This window comes from Floricoccus penangensis (assembly GCF_001832885.1).
GTDB classification, from domain to species: domain Bacteria; phylum Bacillota; class Bacilli; order Lactobacillales; family Streptococcaceae; genus Floricoccus; species Floricoccus penangensis.
Map to the genome: position 1 here is coordinate 324,295 of NZ_MKIQ01000027.1, position 16,518 is coordinate 340,812.

Consider the following 16,518-nt stretch of genomic DNA (forward strand, 5'->3'; position numbering starts at 1 on the left):
AATCTCCTACAATGTGTTGTATATCTAATATAGTATCAAAATTGATGGTTGCAATCAAATTATTGTAGTGTATTATTACTGATAAGAATTGAATGAATAGTAGTTTTAATACAATAGTTACGTGCTATATGAAAGGAAATATTATGACTTACAAAGCTGGTATTGATGTTGGCTCAACTACAGTAAAGGTAGTTGTGTTTGACCAAGATTACAACTTAATTTTTTCACGCTATGAAAGACACTTCTCAGATGTGAAAGCAGCTACAGTTAAAGTATTAAAAGAATTAATAGAAGAAATTGATGACCTAGACCTTGAACTTTCAATTACAGGTTCTGGAGGAATGGGACTAGCGGATGTTATTGATGTTCCTTTTATCCAAGAAGTAATAGCTTCAACACTAACCATTGAAAAATTTATTCCCCAAACTGATGTTATGATTGAACTTGGTGGTGAAGATGCTAAGATGACTTTCTTTGATGGAACGCTAGAACAAAGAATGAACGGAACTTGTGCTGGTGGTACAGGTGCCTTTATTGACCAAATGGCAGCACTTTTAAAAACTGATGCCAGTGGTGTTAACGAACTAGCAAAAAATTATCAAAATATCTATCCAATAGCTAGTCGCTGTGGTGTTTTTGCTAAAACAGATGTTCAACCTCTCTTAAATGAAGGGGTACGTAAAGAAGACATAGCTGCTTCGATATTCCAAGCAGTGGTTAATCAGACAATTGCTGGTCTTGCTGCAGGTCGTAAAATTCAAGGCAATATTGCCTTTCTAGGTGGACCACTATATTTCATGAGTGAGCTCCGCAGAAGATTTATTGAAACTTTGAATATTCAACCTGAGAATGTTGTCTTTCCTGAAAATCCTCAACTTTTTGTAGCCATGGGTGCAGCTCTTGATGATGACACTGAACGTCCAGTAAGGAAAGTAACTGAGCTAATCCACAGTCTTGAAAATGATTCATCTGATAATCTCATTCCCCAAGATACTCTGGAATTACTTTTTGAGAATCAAGAAGAACTTGATGAATTTAGAGAACGTCATGCCAAAGCCAGTGCATCCTATAAAGATATAAATGAACATCATGGACCAGCCTACCTTGGTATTGATGCAGGTTCAACTACAAGTAAGGTTGTCTTAATAGACGAAGATGGGAATATTCTTTTTGACCATTATGGAAGTAATAATGGGGAGCCGCTTGAAAATGTTATTGCTGTTTTATCCCGTCTTTATAAGGAAATGCCAGAAGATGTATATATTGCAAAGTCTGCTGTAACTGGTTATGGTGAGCATTTACTTAAAAATGCACTGAAAGTTGACTATGGTGAAGTTGAAACAATGGCTCACTACAAGGCGGCTGATTATTTCCAACCCGGTGTTGATTTTATTCTTGACATTGGTGGTCAAGACATGAAGGCCATGAAGATTAAGGATGGAGCACTTTCAAGTATTCAACTTAATGAGGCATGTAGTTCTGGTTGTGGTTCATTTATCGAAACATTTGCTCATTCATTGAAATATGATGTTAAGGACTTTGCACAAGTAGCATTACTTACTGAGCATCCAGTTGACCTTGGTTCTCGTTGTACTGTTTTCATGAATTCAAAAGTGAAGCAAGTACAAAAAGAAGGAGCAACTGTAGGAGATATTTCTGCTGGGCTATCTTATTCAGTAATCAAAAATGCCCTTTATAAGGTAATAAAGGTTAAGCGTTCTGAAGAATTAGGTGAAAAAATTGTTGTTCAAGGGGGTACATTCTATAATGAAGCTGTCCTTCGTGCCTTTGAAAAAATAAGTGGACGTGAGGTTGTTAGACCAAGCATTGCAGGTCTAATGGGGGCCTATGGTTGCGCACTAATTGCTCTTGAAAATGCTGATAATCAACCATCTGAAATTTTAGGTCTTAATGATTTAAATAAATTTGAAACTACTAAGGAATTTGTAAAATGTGGTCTTTGTGAGAATAACTGTAAGATGACTTTAACCGTCTTTAATGACGGACGCAAGTTTGTATCTGGAAATCGTTGTGAACGTGGTGTAGAAAAAGCCATGGAAACAAAAATGGATAAGAAGGATAAAAAAGTTAATCTTGTTGATTACAAATATAAAAAGTTATTCAAATATAGAGGAATTCGTAAAAAAGATGCAATTAATGGCGAGATTGGAATTCCACGTGTTTTAAACATGTATGAAAATTATCCATTATGGCATACTATTTTGTCTGATTTAGGTTTTCGAGTAGTTCTTTCACCAAGAAGTAGCAAGGAATTATATGAACAAGGGATTGAAACGATTCCATCAGACACAGTTTGCTATCCTGCAAAACTCTCTCATGGTCACATTATGAGTTTGATAAATAAGGGGATACCGACGATTTTTTATCCAAGTGTTCTTTATGAAAGACAAGAAGATGCGACTGCTCAAAATAATTATAACTGCCCAATTGTTCAGTCGTATCCAGAAGTCATCAAGAATAATGTTGATGAAATTCGTAATGGCAATGTAAATTATATTCATCCTTTCATCAATCTTGCTGATGTACCAAGTATGACTAAAAATCTTTTTGAAGCCCTGTCAGATTTTGAACTTACAGAAGAAGAGGTTCAAAAGGCTGTTGTACACGGTTTTGAAGAACATGACTCATTCAAGGAAGACATTCGTAAGCAAGCTGAAGATTTACTGATGCAAGTTAACCTTAATGACGAAAAAGCGATAGTTCTTTCAGGCCGACCATATCACTTGGACCCTGAAATAAATCACGGTATAGCTGATATTATGACTCAAGAAGGATTCCACGTCTTAACCGAAGATAGCATTTCTCAACTGGGTGATGTTGGTGGTTTGCGCGTTGTAAATCAGTGGGTATATCACTCAAGACTATATGCAGCTGCGCGCGTGGTTGCTAAAAATAAAAATTTAGAACTGGTGCAACTAAATTCATTTGGTTGTGGACTTGATGCCGTTACTACCGACCAAGTTGAAGAAATTATGGCTAAACATAATAAACTTTATACAGTCCTTAAAATTGATGAAGGTTCAAATATGGGTGCCGTTAGAATTCGTCTTAGAAGTCTGAAAGCAGCAATCAAAGAGCGTGATAAACGTGGATTTGAACCTATTGTTGAAGTAGAAGAAATCATCAAAAACGAACCTATTTATACTAAGGACATGCGAAAAAAACATACTTTGTTGATGCCTATGCTTTCGCCAATCCATCAAGAAGGTTTGATTGATACTGCCTTTAAATCTGCTGGTTATAATGTTGTTGTCTTACCAGATACAAGGGCAAGTATTTCTGCAGGCTTGAAATTTGTAAATAATGATTCATGCTACCCAGCTATCATTTCTATTGGTCAACTTATTGATGCACTTCAATCAGGTGATTATGATGTAGATAATACAAGTGTGATGATGACTCAAACGGGTGGTGGATGCCGTGCGACCAACTATATTCCACTGTTGAGAAAAGCGCTTAAGGATGCTGGTTTTGGACAAGTTCCTGTTGTCAGTCTTTCAATGGGTAATAAAGGTACTGAGAGCTCAGAAGGCTTCAAGCTTACTATTCCATTAATTACAAGATTTATGATTGCAGCTCTTTATGGAGATTTGTTTGAACGTCTAGTTTATCGTACACGTCCTTACGAAGTTGAAGAAGGTCAAATTAACGCTCTTCATGAAAAATGGCTAGAGAAAGCTACTAAGAACGTTAAATCAGGTTCACTTTTTGAATTTAACCGCAATATGAAACGTATAATTCGTGAATTTGATGAAATTCCGTTGCTAGATATTAAAAAGCCTCGCGTTGGAGTAGTTGGTGAAATTCTAGTGAAGTATTCAAAAACTGCAAATAATGATATTGTTTCTATCATTGAATCAGAAGGAGCGGAAGCTGTGGTTCCTGACATTATCGGTTTCATGAATTACTCACTTTATAACCAAATTTGGAAGTCAGATAATATTGGTCAGTCTAAAAAAGCAAAACTTTTTGCCCGTACCCTACTAAATATTATCAATATGATTGAAAAACCAATGAATAAAGCATTGAAGGAATCTAATCGATTTACTGGTCTTCATTCAATTGATGATTTGGCAAGTGATACTGAAAAAATCATTTCTATTGGTAATCATACTGGTGAAGGTTGGTTCTTGACTGGTGAAATGATTGAACTATTGCAGGATGGTGTTGATAATATTGTCTGTCTGCAACCATTCGGATGTTTGCCTAACCATATCGTTGGTAAGGGAATGATTAAGGAACTACGTCGTCAATATCCAAGTGCAAATATTGCACCGATTGACTACGATCCGGGTGTCAGTGTCGTTAATCAGCTCAATAGGATTAGATTAATGCTTGCGACTGCCAAAAAGCAACTTAAAAAAGATGAAGAACTTGATGAAGAACTTAAAGAAGTAACTTATAATTTATAAAAAAAATAAATTATCTTGGCTTAATTATATTTTGCCAGGATTTTTGTTTATTATGCTCAAATAAAGTTTGATTTTTCTCAAATTGAGGATTTTATACTTGAGGTAGCTGAAAAAACAGAATTCAGTAGTGAAACTTATGTAGCAAAATTTGAAGATGTCCCACCTGAAAAAGAAAAAATAAGTTTCTTGGGTTTGATACATTGGGAAGTATAAATATAATCATTAATAGTCTATACGAGAAAAAGAGTAAATTTTCTTATATAGATTTTTTATATTATAAAATAAGTTTCATGTTGAAAATATTAAGTGAAAATTATGCTAATAAAGTCACTTTTTATTATTTTCCTTGAATTTATGATAAAATTAGATAAGTAATATACAAAGGAGAATTTTATGCGTTGGGAAGATGAGAAACAGACGAAAAACTTTGAAGACCGCACAAATGATAAGGTTACATCAGGTGGAGATCTGGGTGACATATTAGGTGGTCTTGGCGGAGGTTCTGGATCAGGTAGAGGAGGAATTGGTTTACCTGGTGGAGGTCTAATTGGAATTATTATTATTATTGCCATGTTGTTTCTTGGTGGTGGAGACTTAGGAAGTATTTTCGGTGATTTAACAGGAACGAATACTCAGCAACAAACTGCACCTAAAACATCACAAAAATCGAAAACAACAATGGGCGATAGCACTGACAGTCGTAAGGCTTTTTCGAGAACAGTATTCCAAATGCTTGATGATTTCTGGGGCCCAGAATCGAAAGAATATGGTATTAATTATCAATCTCCAACGTTAGTAATTTATTCTGGTAAAGTTCAAACACCTTTTGGTGTCGCGACAAGTGATATGGGACCATTTTACTCACCATCTGACCAAAAAGTTTATTTAGATACAAGTTTCCAAGATGAACTTGCCAATACATATGGTTCAAAAGGTGATTACACTATGGCTTATGTACTTGCTCACGAATTTGGACATCATATTCAAAATAGAGTTGGACTTGCCTCAGCAATGGGACGTCTCCAACAACAGCTTTCTAAAACTGAATATAATAAATACTCAGTATGTATGGAATTGCAGGCAGATTATTACGCAGGTGTTTGGACTAAATACTTAGAAAGTAGAACAACAACAAAAGGTGAAGCGGTCCTTGAACAAGGCGATATTGAAGAAGCTGTTAAGACAGCATCAGTTATCGGTGATGATTTTATCCAAAAGAAATTTACTGGACAAGTTAATCCAGAGACTTTCACTCATGGGTCAAGTGCAGACCGTGTAAAATATTTTAATCTTGGCTATAAATATGGCGACCTAGAACATGGCGATGTATTCGCAGATAAAGGATTAAGAAATCCAGTAGGTACACCAACACGATAGTCATTAGAAGTAGGTTTAAATGAATTCAACTATAAAAGCCAAATTAGAGTTACTCCCAAATAGTCCAGGATGTTATTTACATAAGGATAAAAATGGGACAATAATCTATGTTGGTAAAGCGAAGAATTTGAGAAATCGTGTACGCTCTTACTTCAGAGGAAGCCACGATACAAAAACTGAGCTACTAGTAAGTGAAATCGTTGATTTTGAATTCATAGTAACGGAGAGTAATATAGAAGCACTTCTTCTTGAAATTAACTTAATTCAAGAGAATATGCCAAAATATAATATTATGTTAAAGGATGACAAAAGTTATCCTTTTATCAAAATTACAAATGAAAAATATCCACGTCTTTTAATTACTAGACAGGTCAAAAAAGACAATGCAAAATACTTTGGCCCCTACCCTGATGTAGGAGCCGCAAATGAAATAAAAGGTTTACTTGATAGAATCTTTCCTCTTAGAAAATGTAAAACTTTACCAAATAAGGTTTGTTTATACTATCATATAAATCAATGCCTCGCTCCATGTGTTTTTGATATTGATCCGCAAGTTTATCGAGATATGACAGATCAGATTGGTCGCTTTTTAAATGGGGATGATGATAAAATAATTCATGAACTTGAAGACAAGATGAAGGATGCTTCAGAGCAAATGGAATTTGAAAAGGCTGCTGAATATAGGGACTTAATCAAACATGTTGGTATTTTAAGAACTAAGCAACGTGTAATCAATCATGATTTGAAAGACCGTGATGTATTTGGATATGCAGTTTTAAATGGTTGGATGTGTGTTCAGGTTTTCTTTGTTCGACAAGGAAAGTTGATTCAAAGGAATGTAAATATGTTCCCTTATTATAATGATCCAGATGAAGACTTTCTGACATATATCGGTCAATTCTATCAGGAAGATGAGCATTTTATTCCAAAAGAAATATTCATTCCAAAAGATATAGACGTTCATAGCGTTAAAGTTTTAACTCAGACAGAAGTTATTCAACCATCACGTGGTGAGAAGAAACAACTGGTTAATCTGGCGACAAAAAATGCTGAGGTGAGTCTGCAACAAAAATTTGATCTAGCAGAAAAGAATGTTGAAAAAACAAAAGGAGCAGTTGAAAACCTTGGTGATTTACTTGGAATTCCAACTCCGATAAGGATTGAAGCTTTTGATAATTCAAACATCATGGGTACCAGTCCTGTATCTGCTATGGTTGTTTTTGAGAACGGGAAACCAAGTAAGAAGGATTATCGCAAGTATAAGATTAAAACTGTCACTGGTCCGGACGACTATGCTTCAATGCGAGAAGTAATTGAGCGTCGTTATTCAAGGGTGGTTAGTGATAATTTAACTCCACCAGACTTAATCATTATTGATGGTGGTGAGGGCCAGGTGAACGCGGCTAAGGAAATACTTTATAACAAACTAGGACTTGATATTCCGATAGCTGGACTTGCTAAAAATGATAAGCACCAAACCCATGATATTCTCTTCGGTGATCCTCTGGAAGTTATTCCTCTAAGTCGTCAAAGCCAAGAGTTTTTCTTACTTCAAAGAATTCAAGATGAAGTCCATAGGTTTGCAATAACTTTCCATAGACAGGTCAGAAGTAAAAATTCATTTGCTTCAAAACTTGATGGTATCCCGGGCCTTGGTCCAAAACGTAAACAAAATTTACTCAAGAAGTTTAAGAGTCTAAAAAATATTCAAAATGCTAGTGTTTATGAAATACATGAAGTAGGTATCCCTATGAAGGTGGCAGAAGAAGTATCTAATGTACTTGCACCTAAGAAAAAAGAGAACGAAAAGGACAAAAAAGATAATTCATAGATACTATTTAAAAATAAAAATTTTTTTATTCATTTATAATTTATTTTATCCTTAAAAAAGGGTAAAATAGATTATGTGAATTAGTAGTTCTTTATAAAAATGAAGAGCTTGGATTTGTCATAAAATGAAAAGGAGAAATACATGTCAGTTAATTTTAAAGAAGAAATTGAAAAACGCAAAGATGATATGTTAGAAGATTTATTTACTCTTCTACGCATCAACTCAGAACGTGATGATAGCAAAGCAACTAAGGAAGCTCCATTTGGACCTGGTCCAGTTAAAGCTCTTGATGCTATTCTAGACATTGCTAAACGAGATGGATATGCAACTAAGAACGTTGATAACTATGCTGGCCATTTTGAATATGGTGATGGTGATGAAGTATTAGGAATCTTTGCTCATATGGACGTTGTACCAGCAGGTTCTGGTTGGGATTCAAATCCTTATGAACCAGAAATTCGCGATGGTAAAATCTATGCGCGTGGTTCAAGTGATGATAAAGGGCCAACAATGGCATGTTACTATGGATTAAAAGTAATCAAAGAATTAGGACTTCCTGTTTCTAAAAAAGTAAGATTTGTAATCGGTACAGATGAAGAATCTGGTTGGGGAGATATGGATTATTACTTTGAACATGTTGGTGTTCCAAAACCTGATTTTGGTTTTTCACCAGATGCTGAATTCCCAATTATCAATGGTGAAAAAGGTAATGTTACTGAATACCTTCACTTTGATGGAATTAATGCTGGAACTTTCCGTTTACATTCATTTAATGGTGGACTACGTGAAAACATGGTACCAGAAAGTGCAACTGCAGTAGTAACTTCAATTCTTCCTCTTGAAGATATCCAAGAAGCTTTTGAAACATTTAAAAAAGATTTCAAAGTTGGTGGTGAAATCAAAGATTTAGGTGAAGATAAATTTGAAATCACTGTTGTTGGTAAATCAGCACACGGAGCTAGTCCACATACTGGTGTTAATGGTGCAACTTACCTTGCTCATTTCCTTTCAGGATATGACTTCCAAGGTGGCCCAGGAGCATTCATCAATATCGCTGGTAAAACTCTTTTCCAAGATCATGATGGTAAAAAATTAGGTGTTGCTTATACTGATGAAAAAATGGGTGCACTTTCTATGAATGCTGGTGTCTTCAAATTTGATGAAAATTCTGATGACAACACAATCGCTCTTAACTTCCGTTTCCCTAAAGGAACAGATGAAAACAAAATCAAAGATGTTCTTGTAAAACTTGATGGAGTTTACAAAGTAACTTTAACTGAACATATCATGCCTCCTCACTATGTTCCAATGGATGATCCATTGGTTAAAACTCTACTTGATGTATATGAAAAACATACTGGTCAAGAAGGTTATGAACAAATCATCGGTGGTGGAACATTTGGACGTCTTCTAGAACGTGGTGTAGCATATGGAGCAATGTTCCCTGGATACACAGATACAATGCACCAAGCAAACGAATTCGTACCAGTTGACTTCTTAGTAGATGCAGCAGCAATCTATGCAGATGCAATCTATCAATTGATTAAATAAACCATCGGAGTAGTAAGGAGACATCTGAAAGGATGTCGAACACTTGCTACTGAAACTCACGGGTTTATCCGTGTTAGTTTCATAGACATCGTAACGAAGTGAAGTACGGAGAAGGTTCTCCAACGCCCTGCCACTAGAACTAACGACTTTAGTCGTTTAAGTCCTATGGACAGCGTAATAAGAAGAAGATAGGTGATTTTGCGACTGAATAAGGAGTAAAAGTACGACCTAACTTTTCAATATTATTAAAAGCAAGACCAATTTGGTCTTGCTTTTTTATATTATAATGTATAATTTATGTTAAAATAATAATATAAAGGTTTTAAAAATATGAAAATGAAAAAGGAGAAATTATGAAAGAAGAGTCCTATAATGATTTAGAAAATGATAAAGAATTAAAAGAAGATATAAATTCGATTTTGAAAAGCCAACAAGTTGAGAATATAAAAATTGTACATGTATATGAAGATTCTAACCAAGTTCCTGAAGATATAAAGGGCTGGAATTGGGGAGCATTTGGATTAACTCTTTATTGGTCGATTGGTAATAAAGTTTATTTGGGATTGTTAATCTTACTTTCAATGGTACCTTACGCTGGATTTGTATTTGCTATTGTATGGAAAATTGTAATCGCAGCTAAAGGGAATGAATGGGCGTGGAAAGCAGGAAAGTATAAATCCGTCGAAGAATATAAAAAAGTACAAGAATCTTGGAAAATGCCCGGAATAGTTGCATTTATTCTTGGAATTTTAAGTATTTTTATCGTATTTTTATTTCTTATATTTTTTATGGCTATATTTTTTTCAATAATAAATTCTTATAATTCAAACATTGGGAATACAGGTATATACGATTCAACAGATACTTACAAGTTTTAATTTGAAATATATTATTACTAAATATGGATATAATAAATTTATAGTGATATAATTAGGAATGTGTAATAAAATATAAAAATTGGAGATTAATTATGGAAGAAGAAAACTTAAAAAATAAAGATCAAATTATCGAGGAAAATTTAGATTTATCAAAAGAAAGTTTTGATACTGAAGAAAATTTTGATTTACCAAACGAAACTAAAGTAATACATGTTTATGAAAATAGTAATGAAGTACCTGAAGAGATAAAAGGTTGGAGCTGGGGAGCATTTGGACTAACTTTTTATTGGTCAATTGGTAATAAAGTTTATTTAGGGTTGTTAATTTTATTAGCTGGAGTACCTGTAATTGGTTGGATCTTTGCAATAATTTGGAAAATTGTCATGGGACTTAAAGGAAATGAATGGGCATGGAAGAATGGAAGTTATAAATCTCTTGAAGAATATAAAAAAGTTCAAGATTCATGGAAAGTTCCAGGAATTGTAGCATTTGCATTTGCAATCATTGGGGTTGTTGCATGTATAATTTTCTTTATTTTCTTTGCTGCAATGGCATCTACTATCTATAATTATGATACTTATTAAAAATGCCTAAAGGCATTTTTTTATGAATAAATAGAATGAGGATATATGTTCGCTGATAATTACATTGAAAAAGTTCTTGAAAAAAAATCTCATCTATGTGTTGGTCTTGATCCAGATTTGAAGGAGTTTCCGACCTATATATTAAATGAAGCAGAAGAAAAATATGGTAAAACGTCACAAGGAGCAGCACACGCGATTTATGAATTTAATAAGTTAGTCATTGATCAAGTTGCAGACTTGATACCAGTAGTGAAACCTCAGTTAGCTTACTATGAAGTTTATGGTTCTGCTGGTATTGATGCCTTTTGGAAGACAGTAGCATATGCACACGCCAAAGACTTACTCGTGATTGCGGATGCAAAGAGAGGGGACATTGAATCCACATCGAAAGCCTATGCTCAAGCCTTCTTCAAGGATAAAAATAATAGTTGGCAAGATACAGATAAAGTAGATGCTGTCACAGTAAATCCCTTCTTAGGAAGGGATGGAATTGATCCATTTTTAGAAGTTGCTAAGGAAAATGGGGACGGTGTTATTGTATTAGTGAAAACAAGTAATAATTCATCAGGAGAGTACCAAGATAAGATTACCATTGAAGATAAAAAGAGCATCTCCGAGCTTGTTTGTGATTACATAGTATCAAATTATCCAGAGTCTATTGGTAAATATGGATATTCAAATATTGGAGCGGTAGTTGGAGCAACATATCCTGAGCAAGCAAGAGATTTTCGTAAAAAAATTAGTAAATCCTTATTTTTAGTACCTGGAATTGGTAAGCAAGGTGGAGACATTGAACAATTAGCTAACTCATTTAACGAAGATGGACTTGGAGCTATTATTTCTTCTTCAAGGGCAATTAATTATGCTTACCCTTCTGTTGAGTCAAATGATAAAGAAGTTAAAAATTCAATTAGAAATATTGTAATTGAGACAAATCAATTAATAAATGAGTCATTAAGAAGAGCTGATAAGTTAGCTTGGTAAAAAATGATGACAAAAAAAGAGCTTCTAGATGTCTAGAAACTCTTTTTCTTACTAAATTATACTTGTTCAGTAATATCTTTTGGTAACATGAAAGCTGATACAACAGCAATGATTCCGTCGAATACTAAGAAGAATCCTACGAACCATACGAATGAACCAAGAGAAAGTGCTGGATCAAATAGCATTACGAATCCTACATATAAACCGAAAAGTCCGATTAATACATATAAAACTCTCATTAATCCACTGATACCAACTTGCCAGAAAGCTGACATGATAGCTTCAGCAGAAGCAAAGATAATCCAAAATGCGAAAATGAATGCAACGGTAACTGCGCTTGCTGATTTATCAAATAAGAAAATCAAACCAACAATTGCTGAAAGTACAGCGCTTAAAATTTCACGGCTACGAAGTTCTGAGAACTTAGTTTTGTAAGCAATGTAAGCTGATGCAATAGCAGCTACAATGTTTAAAATACCGATAATAGTAAGCATAGGTCCTAATTCTCCAGTGGGGCTAGTAAGAACAAGAATACCTAAAATAAGTGAAATAATTCCTAGTACAATAAGACCAATTTTAATGTCTTTCATTAAAAACGTCCTCCTTTTTTATAATTCCATATTATTATTAATATGTACTATTAACATTAACGATTAATAGACCAAAAGTCAAATAATAAGTAATATTGATAAGGATTTTGTAACAAATTAGTCTATACCAATATATGTAGTAAGAGAAATTGTTATTTATTAGGATCAAATCACGAACATTGTTATATAAAAATAAAAAAAGACCAGATATTTATATATATCTGATCAAATATATTATTTAACAAACATTGCATCCCCAAAACTGAAGAAACGATATTTTTCATCAACTGCATGTTTATATGCATCAAGTACAAAATCTCGCCCAGCAAAAGCTGAAACCAACATTACTAAAGTTGATTTAGGAAGATGGAAATTTGTTGAAAATGCATCAACAACCTTAAATTCATATCCAGGTTTAATGAAAATATTAGTCCAACCAGAGTCAGCTTTAATTTCTCCATTAAATTTTGTCCCAATAGTCTCAAGAGTACGGATAGAAGTAGTTCCAACAGCTACAATTCGCCCACCGCTTGCTTTAACCTCGTTCAATTTAGCTGCAGCATCTTCAGATAGCTGGTAGAATTCACTGTGCATTTCGTGTTCATCAACATTATCAACACTAACCGGACGAAAAGTTCCAAGACCAACATGGAGTGTAAGCTCAACAAGATTAACCCCTTTATCTTCGATTTTCTTCAATAACTCAGGAGTAAAATGAAGACCCGCAGTTGGGGCAGCAGCAGAGCCGTTTTCTTTAGCGTATACTGTTTGATAGCGTTCTTGGTCTTCAAGTTTTTCATGAATATATGGAGGAAGTGGCATCTCTCCGAGGCTTTCTAGAGTTTCTAAGAAAATTCCATCATATTCAAATTCGACTATACGACCACCATGTTCAAGCTCCTCAGTAACAGTAGCAACCAAGCGACCGTCTCCAAAAGAAACCTTTGAACCAACACGTAGGCGTTTAGCAGGCTTAGCAAGAGTTTCCCATTTATCACCCTCAATGTTTTTAAGAAGTAGAAGCTCAACATGTCCACCAGTATCAGGTTTAACACCAAAAAGTCTTGCAGGAAGTACTCTCGTATTATTCATTACAAGAGCATCACCCGGCTCAAGTTCGTCAATAATGTCGTAGAAATGTTTATCTTGCATAGTTTCTGATTCACGATCAATCACAAGTAAACGTGATTCACTTCTATTTTCGAGAGGTGTTTGAGCAATCAGCTCTTCAGGAAGTTCAAAGTCAAAATCATTTGTGTTCATTGTTAATATTTGGCAAGAGATTATAAAATATTTTTTAAATACCTTGTAAACACTTGCTTTCTCCAATCCAAAATTATTTACTAAAATATTATATCAAATTTAAAAGAAAATAGTTGACAAATGAATTTAATTTCGTATAATTGGTATATACCAATATAAAGAATAAATATAAAAGGAAAAATAATAAAATGAAAATTATTAAAGTTGCAGATCAAGTTGAAGGTGGAAAAAAAGGATTTGAAATCCTATCAGAAAAAATGGCAAATGGAGCAAAAACTCTAGGACTTGCAACTGGAAGCACACCAGTTGAATTTTATAAACAAGTAGTAGCAAGTGATCTTGATTTTTCAGACATGACATCAGTTAACCTTGATGAATATGTTGGATTAGATGCAGATCATGAACAAAGCTACCGTCACTTCATGGGTGAACAACTTTTCAATGCTAAACCATTTAAAGTAAACTATCTTCCAAACGGTAAGGCTGAAGATTTACAAGCAGAAGCAAAACATTACGATCAAATTATTGCTGAAAATCCAATTGACCTACAAATTTTAGGAATTGGTTCAAACGGACACATTGGTTTTAATGAACCAGGAACTCCATTTGATTCAACTACACATATTGTTGATCTTGCTGAAAGCACAATCAAAGATAACGCACGTTTCTTCGAAAATGAAGAAGAAGTTCCTAAAAAAGCTATCTCAATGGGTATTGCAAGTATCTTAGGAGCTAAATCAATCGTACTTATGGCTTACGGTGAAAATAAAGCGGATGCAGTTGCAGCAATGGTAAATGGTGAACAAACAGAAGACCTACCAGCAAGTGCATTACAAAATCACGATGACGTTTACGTGATTGTTGACGAAGCAGCAGCTTCAAAACTATAAGAACAAGATAATAATTGACTAAACCTTCATCAAATTTGATGGAGGTTTTTTGTAAACATATCTTCTAAGTCCTATAACCACGCGCAATGTAAATATCTTTATAGTAAATTTCCTCAAAAAATCCTATTTATCAAAGACTTTTGATGTTATAATAAATTAAAATCTATTAAGATTATGTAAATTTGTAGTAACAGAAAACTCAGTTTTTTATTTCATAACTATTTACTTGGAGTAATGAGTCCAATCATCGGGGTATTATCCCTTTCAATTTGAGGTTTATATGGATATAAAATCTTTGTCTGAAAAATATATTGTAAAAGAAGCCGATTATACGGATTTAAATCAAATATTTCATCTCTGTCAGGATAATGAACTCTATTTCAAATATTGTCCACCAATGGTAACTATAGAGGGCATTGAAGAGGACATGAATGCTTTACCGCCCGGAGTTAGCAAAGAAAATAAACATTATCTTGGCTTTTATAATCCTACTGATAAGAAATTATTGGCAGTTATGGATTTAGTTGAAGGATATCCAGATTCTACAACTATCTATATTGGATTCTTTATGTTGGATACTGAAATTCAAGGGCAAGGAATTGCTAGTGAATTAATAGAAGAAGTGTTGAATAACTTGAAAGAATTAGGGTTTAAAAAAGCAAAATTAGGATATGTTGAGGGTAACCCTCAAGCAACGAACTTTTGGAAGAAAAATAATTTCGTTGAAACTGGAAGAAAATTACAATTTGATGAATATGTCGCAATCGATGCTGAAAGAAAATTATAGATAGAGGTAGAAATGAATAGGATTCCTTTTTCACTAGAAATAATTGCTCCACCAATTAATACACCTTATGAAAATTTCAAAGATGACCTTGAAGATTTTATAGAGCTTAATCCATCATTCATCGGAGTTCCAACCATTGATAAAGTAAATATGGATAAAAGAAGTTTTGAGCTTACGCGTTACATTCAAAATGATTTATCATATCCTGCAATGGCTCATTTACCTGCAAAATTTATGACCGAAAAACATCTTGAAGATACCTTGAATTCTTTTACTAATTCAGGAGTGAGGGAAATATTAGTTGTAGGTGGAGAGGTTAGAGATGAGGCTAAAATTTATTCTGATTTTCCATATGCTAATCAACTTATGGCTTTTATAAGAGAATACTCTTCTGATTTTCATGTCACAGGAGCATGCCATCCAAGAGGTGTAGAAGGTGATGGTGATTTAGCTCGTGAGATGGAAGATATTAAAAGAAAAATTGATTCAGGTTGTCAGCAACTAATCAGCCAAGTATTTTTCGACAACGAAGATTTTTATCGCTTCAAAGAAGCCTATGAGAAAGAAAATTTTAAGATACCAGTCTTAGCTGGGGTTATGCCTGCATTGTCAAGGGGTGTCATCAACTTTATGGTATCAAGAAACCATACTAGACTAAGTCCAGAACTTGAAAAAGTATTGGAAAAGTATGCTAATGATCCAGCTTCCCTTAGACAGGCTGGTTTAGAACATTCTATGGAACAAATAGATAAATTGTTGGGATGCGAAATCGATGGTTTCCATCTTTATACCATGAACGACGTATTAGCAAGTAAAGAAATATATATGACTTTTAGGAATTAATCAAATAATTTGGAAAGAAAGTAAATATTATGAGTAAAGTTAGTCAAATGTATGTTGAAGATATGAGGAAAAAGATTGGCCATGATTTATTAATTCTTATTGGTTCCAATATTATTTTGGAAAATGAAGACGGCCATATTCTGCTTCAAAAAAGAACAAATGATAGCTGGGGATTACCTGGTGGACTAATGGAAATTGGTGAATCGCTAGAAGAAACTGCAATTAGAGAAGTGTATGAAGAAACAGGTCTTGAAGTTACAGATTTAAAACTAGTCAATACATTCTCAGGACCACAGTATCAATTTACATTAGAAAATAAAGACCAAATATACGTTGTCACCTCACTTTATAAGGTTATTTCTTATAAAGGAAGTATGAACTTAGAATCAGACGAGACACTTGACCTTAAATATTTTCCTTATAATCCTTTACCAGAAAATATGGAAGATGAATATATTGACTATATTAAATATTATTTAGCGAATTTTGTGCAATGAACATACTAAA

General features: G+C 33.9%; 13 protein-coding genes. 11 read left to right on the top strand and 2 right to left on the bottom strand.

Going from position 1 to position 16,518, the window contains the following annotated elements; translation table 11 throughout:
- Positions 1–143: 143 nt before the first annotated feature.
- From BG262_RS06290 to pyrF, 7 genes are all read left to right on the top strand, one after another.
- Positions 144–4,433 carry a 2-hydroxyacyl-CoA dehydratase gene (locus BG262_RS06290; protein WP_070788018.1) on the top strand — a complete coding sequence of 1,430 codons (4,290 nt, stop codon included), beginning with the start codon at positions 144–146 and terminating at the stop codon, positions 4,431–4,433.
- Between the two features lie 393 nt (positions 4,434–4,826).
- Positions 4,827–5,810 (top strand): KPN_02809 family neutral zinc metallopeptidase, encoded by a 984-nt coding sequence (gene ypfJ, locus BG262_RS06295; RefSeq protein ID WP_070788019.1) that lies wholly within the window; start codon positions 4,827–4,829, stop codon positions 5,808–5,810.
- Positions 5,811–5,829: 19 nt separating this feature from the next.
- Positions 5,830–7,641 (top strand): excinuclease ABC subunit UvrC, encoded by a 1,812-nt coding sequence (gene uvrC, locus BG262_RS06300; protein WP_070788020.1) that lies wholly within the window; start codon positions 5,830–5,832, stop codon positions 7,639–7,641.
- A 141-nt stretch (positions 7,642–7,782) separates the two neighbouring features.
- Positions 7,783–9,192, top strand: coding sequence for a dipeptidase PepV (gene pepV / locus BG262_RS06305; RefSeq protein ID WP_070788021.1), 1,410 nt, complete (start codon positions 7,783–7,785; stop codon positions 9,190–9,192).
- 353 nt (positions 9,193–9,545) lie between these two features.
- Entirely contained in the window at positions 9,546–10,070 is a 525-nt protein-coding gene (locus BG262_RS06310; protein WP_233278829.1) for a ribonuclease G, read from the top strand.
- Positions 10,071–10,162: 92 nt separating this feature from the next.
- Complete coding sequence (locus BG262_RS06315) at positions 10,163–10,654, top strand: hypothetical protein (protein ID WP_233278830.1); 492 nt, start codon at positions 10,163–10,165, stop codon at positions 10,652–10,654.
- A gap of 45 nt (positions 10,655–10,699) precedes the next feature.
- Positions 10,700–11,638 (top strand): orotidine-5'-phosphate decarboxylase, encoded by a 939-nt coding sequence (gene pyrF / locus BG262_RS06320; RefSeq protein WP_070788022.1) that lies wholly within the window; start codon positions 10,700–10,702, stop codon positions 11,636–11,638.
- A 56-nt stretch (positions 11,639–11,694) separates the two neighbouring features.
- Here pyrF and BG262_RS06325 read toward each other — a convergent pair whose 3' ends face one another.
- Positions 11,695–12,228, bottom strand: a complete 534-nt coding sequence (locus BG262_RS06325; RefSeq protein ID WP_070788023.1) for an HdeD family acid-resistance protein — start codon at positions 12,226–12,228, stop codon at positions 11,695–11,697.
- Positions 12,229–12,462: 234 nt separating this feature from the next.
- Positions 12,463–13,491: a tRNA preQ1(34) S-adenosylmethionine ribosyltransferase-isomerase QueA gene (gene queA, locus BG262_RS06330; RefSeq protein WP_070788094.1), complete on the bottom strand. Its 1,029-nt coding sequence runs from the start codon at positions 13,489–13,491 to the stop codon at positions 12,463–12,465.
- Positions 13,492–13,679: 188 nt separating this feature from the next.
- On the opposite strand from queA, the gene BG262_RS06335 reads away from it, so the two are divergent.
- The 4 genes from BG262_RS06335 to BG262_RS06350 all read left to right on the top strand — a co-directional run bounded on the left by BG262_RS06335 (position 13,680) and on the right by BG262_RS06350 (position 16,508).
- Positions 13,680–14,381: a glucosamine-6-phosphate deaminase gene (locus BG262_RS06335; protein WP_070788024.1), complete on the top strand. Its 702-nt coding sequence runs from the start codon at positions 13,680–13,682 to the stop codon at positions 14,379–14,381.
- A gap of 280 nt (positions 14,382–14,661) precedes the next feature.
- Positions 14,662–15,168: a GNAT family N-acetyltransferase gene (locus BG262_RS06340; protein WP_070788025.1), complete on the top strand. Its 507-nt coding sequence runs from the start codon at positions 14,662–14,664 to the stop codon at positions 15,166–15,168.
- 12 nt (positions 15,169–15,180) lie between these two features.
- The gene (locus BG262_RS06345) at positions 15,181–16,011 is read left to right on the top strand and encodes a methylenetetrahydrofolate reductase (protein ID WP_070788026.1); all 831 of its coding nucleotides are present in this window, start codon (positions 15,181–15,183) and stop codon (positions 16,009–16,011) included.
- Positions 16,012–16,040: 29 nt separating this feature from the next.
- Complete coding sequence (locus tag BG262_RS06350) at positions 16,041–16,508, top strand: NUDIX hydrolase (protein WP_233278831.1); 468 nt, start codon at positions 16,041–16,043, stop codon at positions 16,506–16,508.
- The last annotated feature ends 10 nt before the right edge of the window (positions 16,509–16,518 follow it).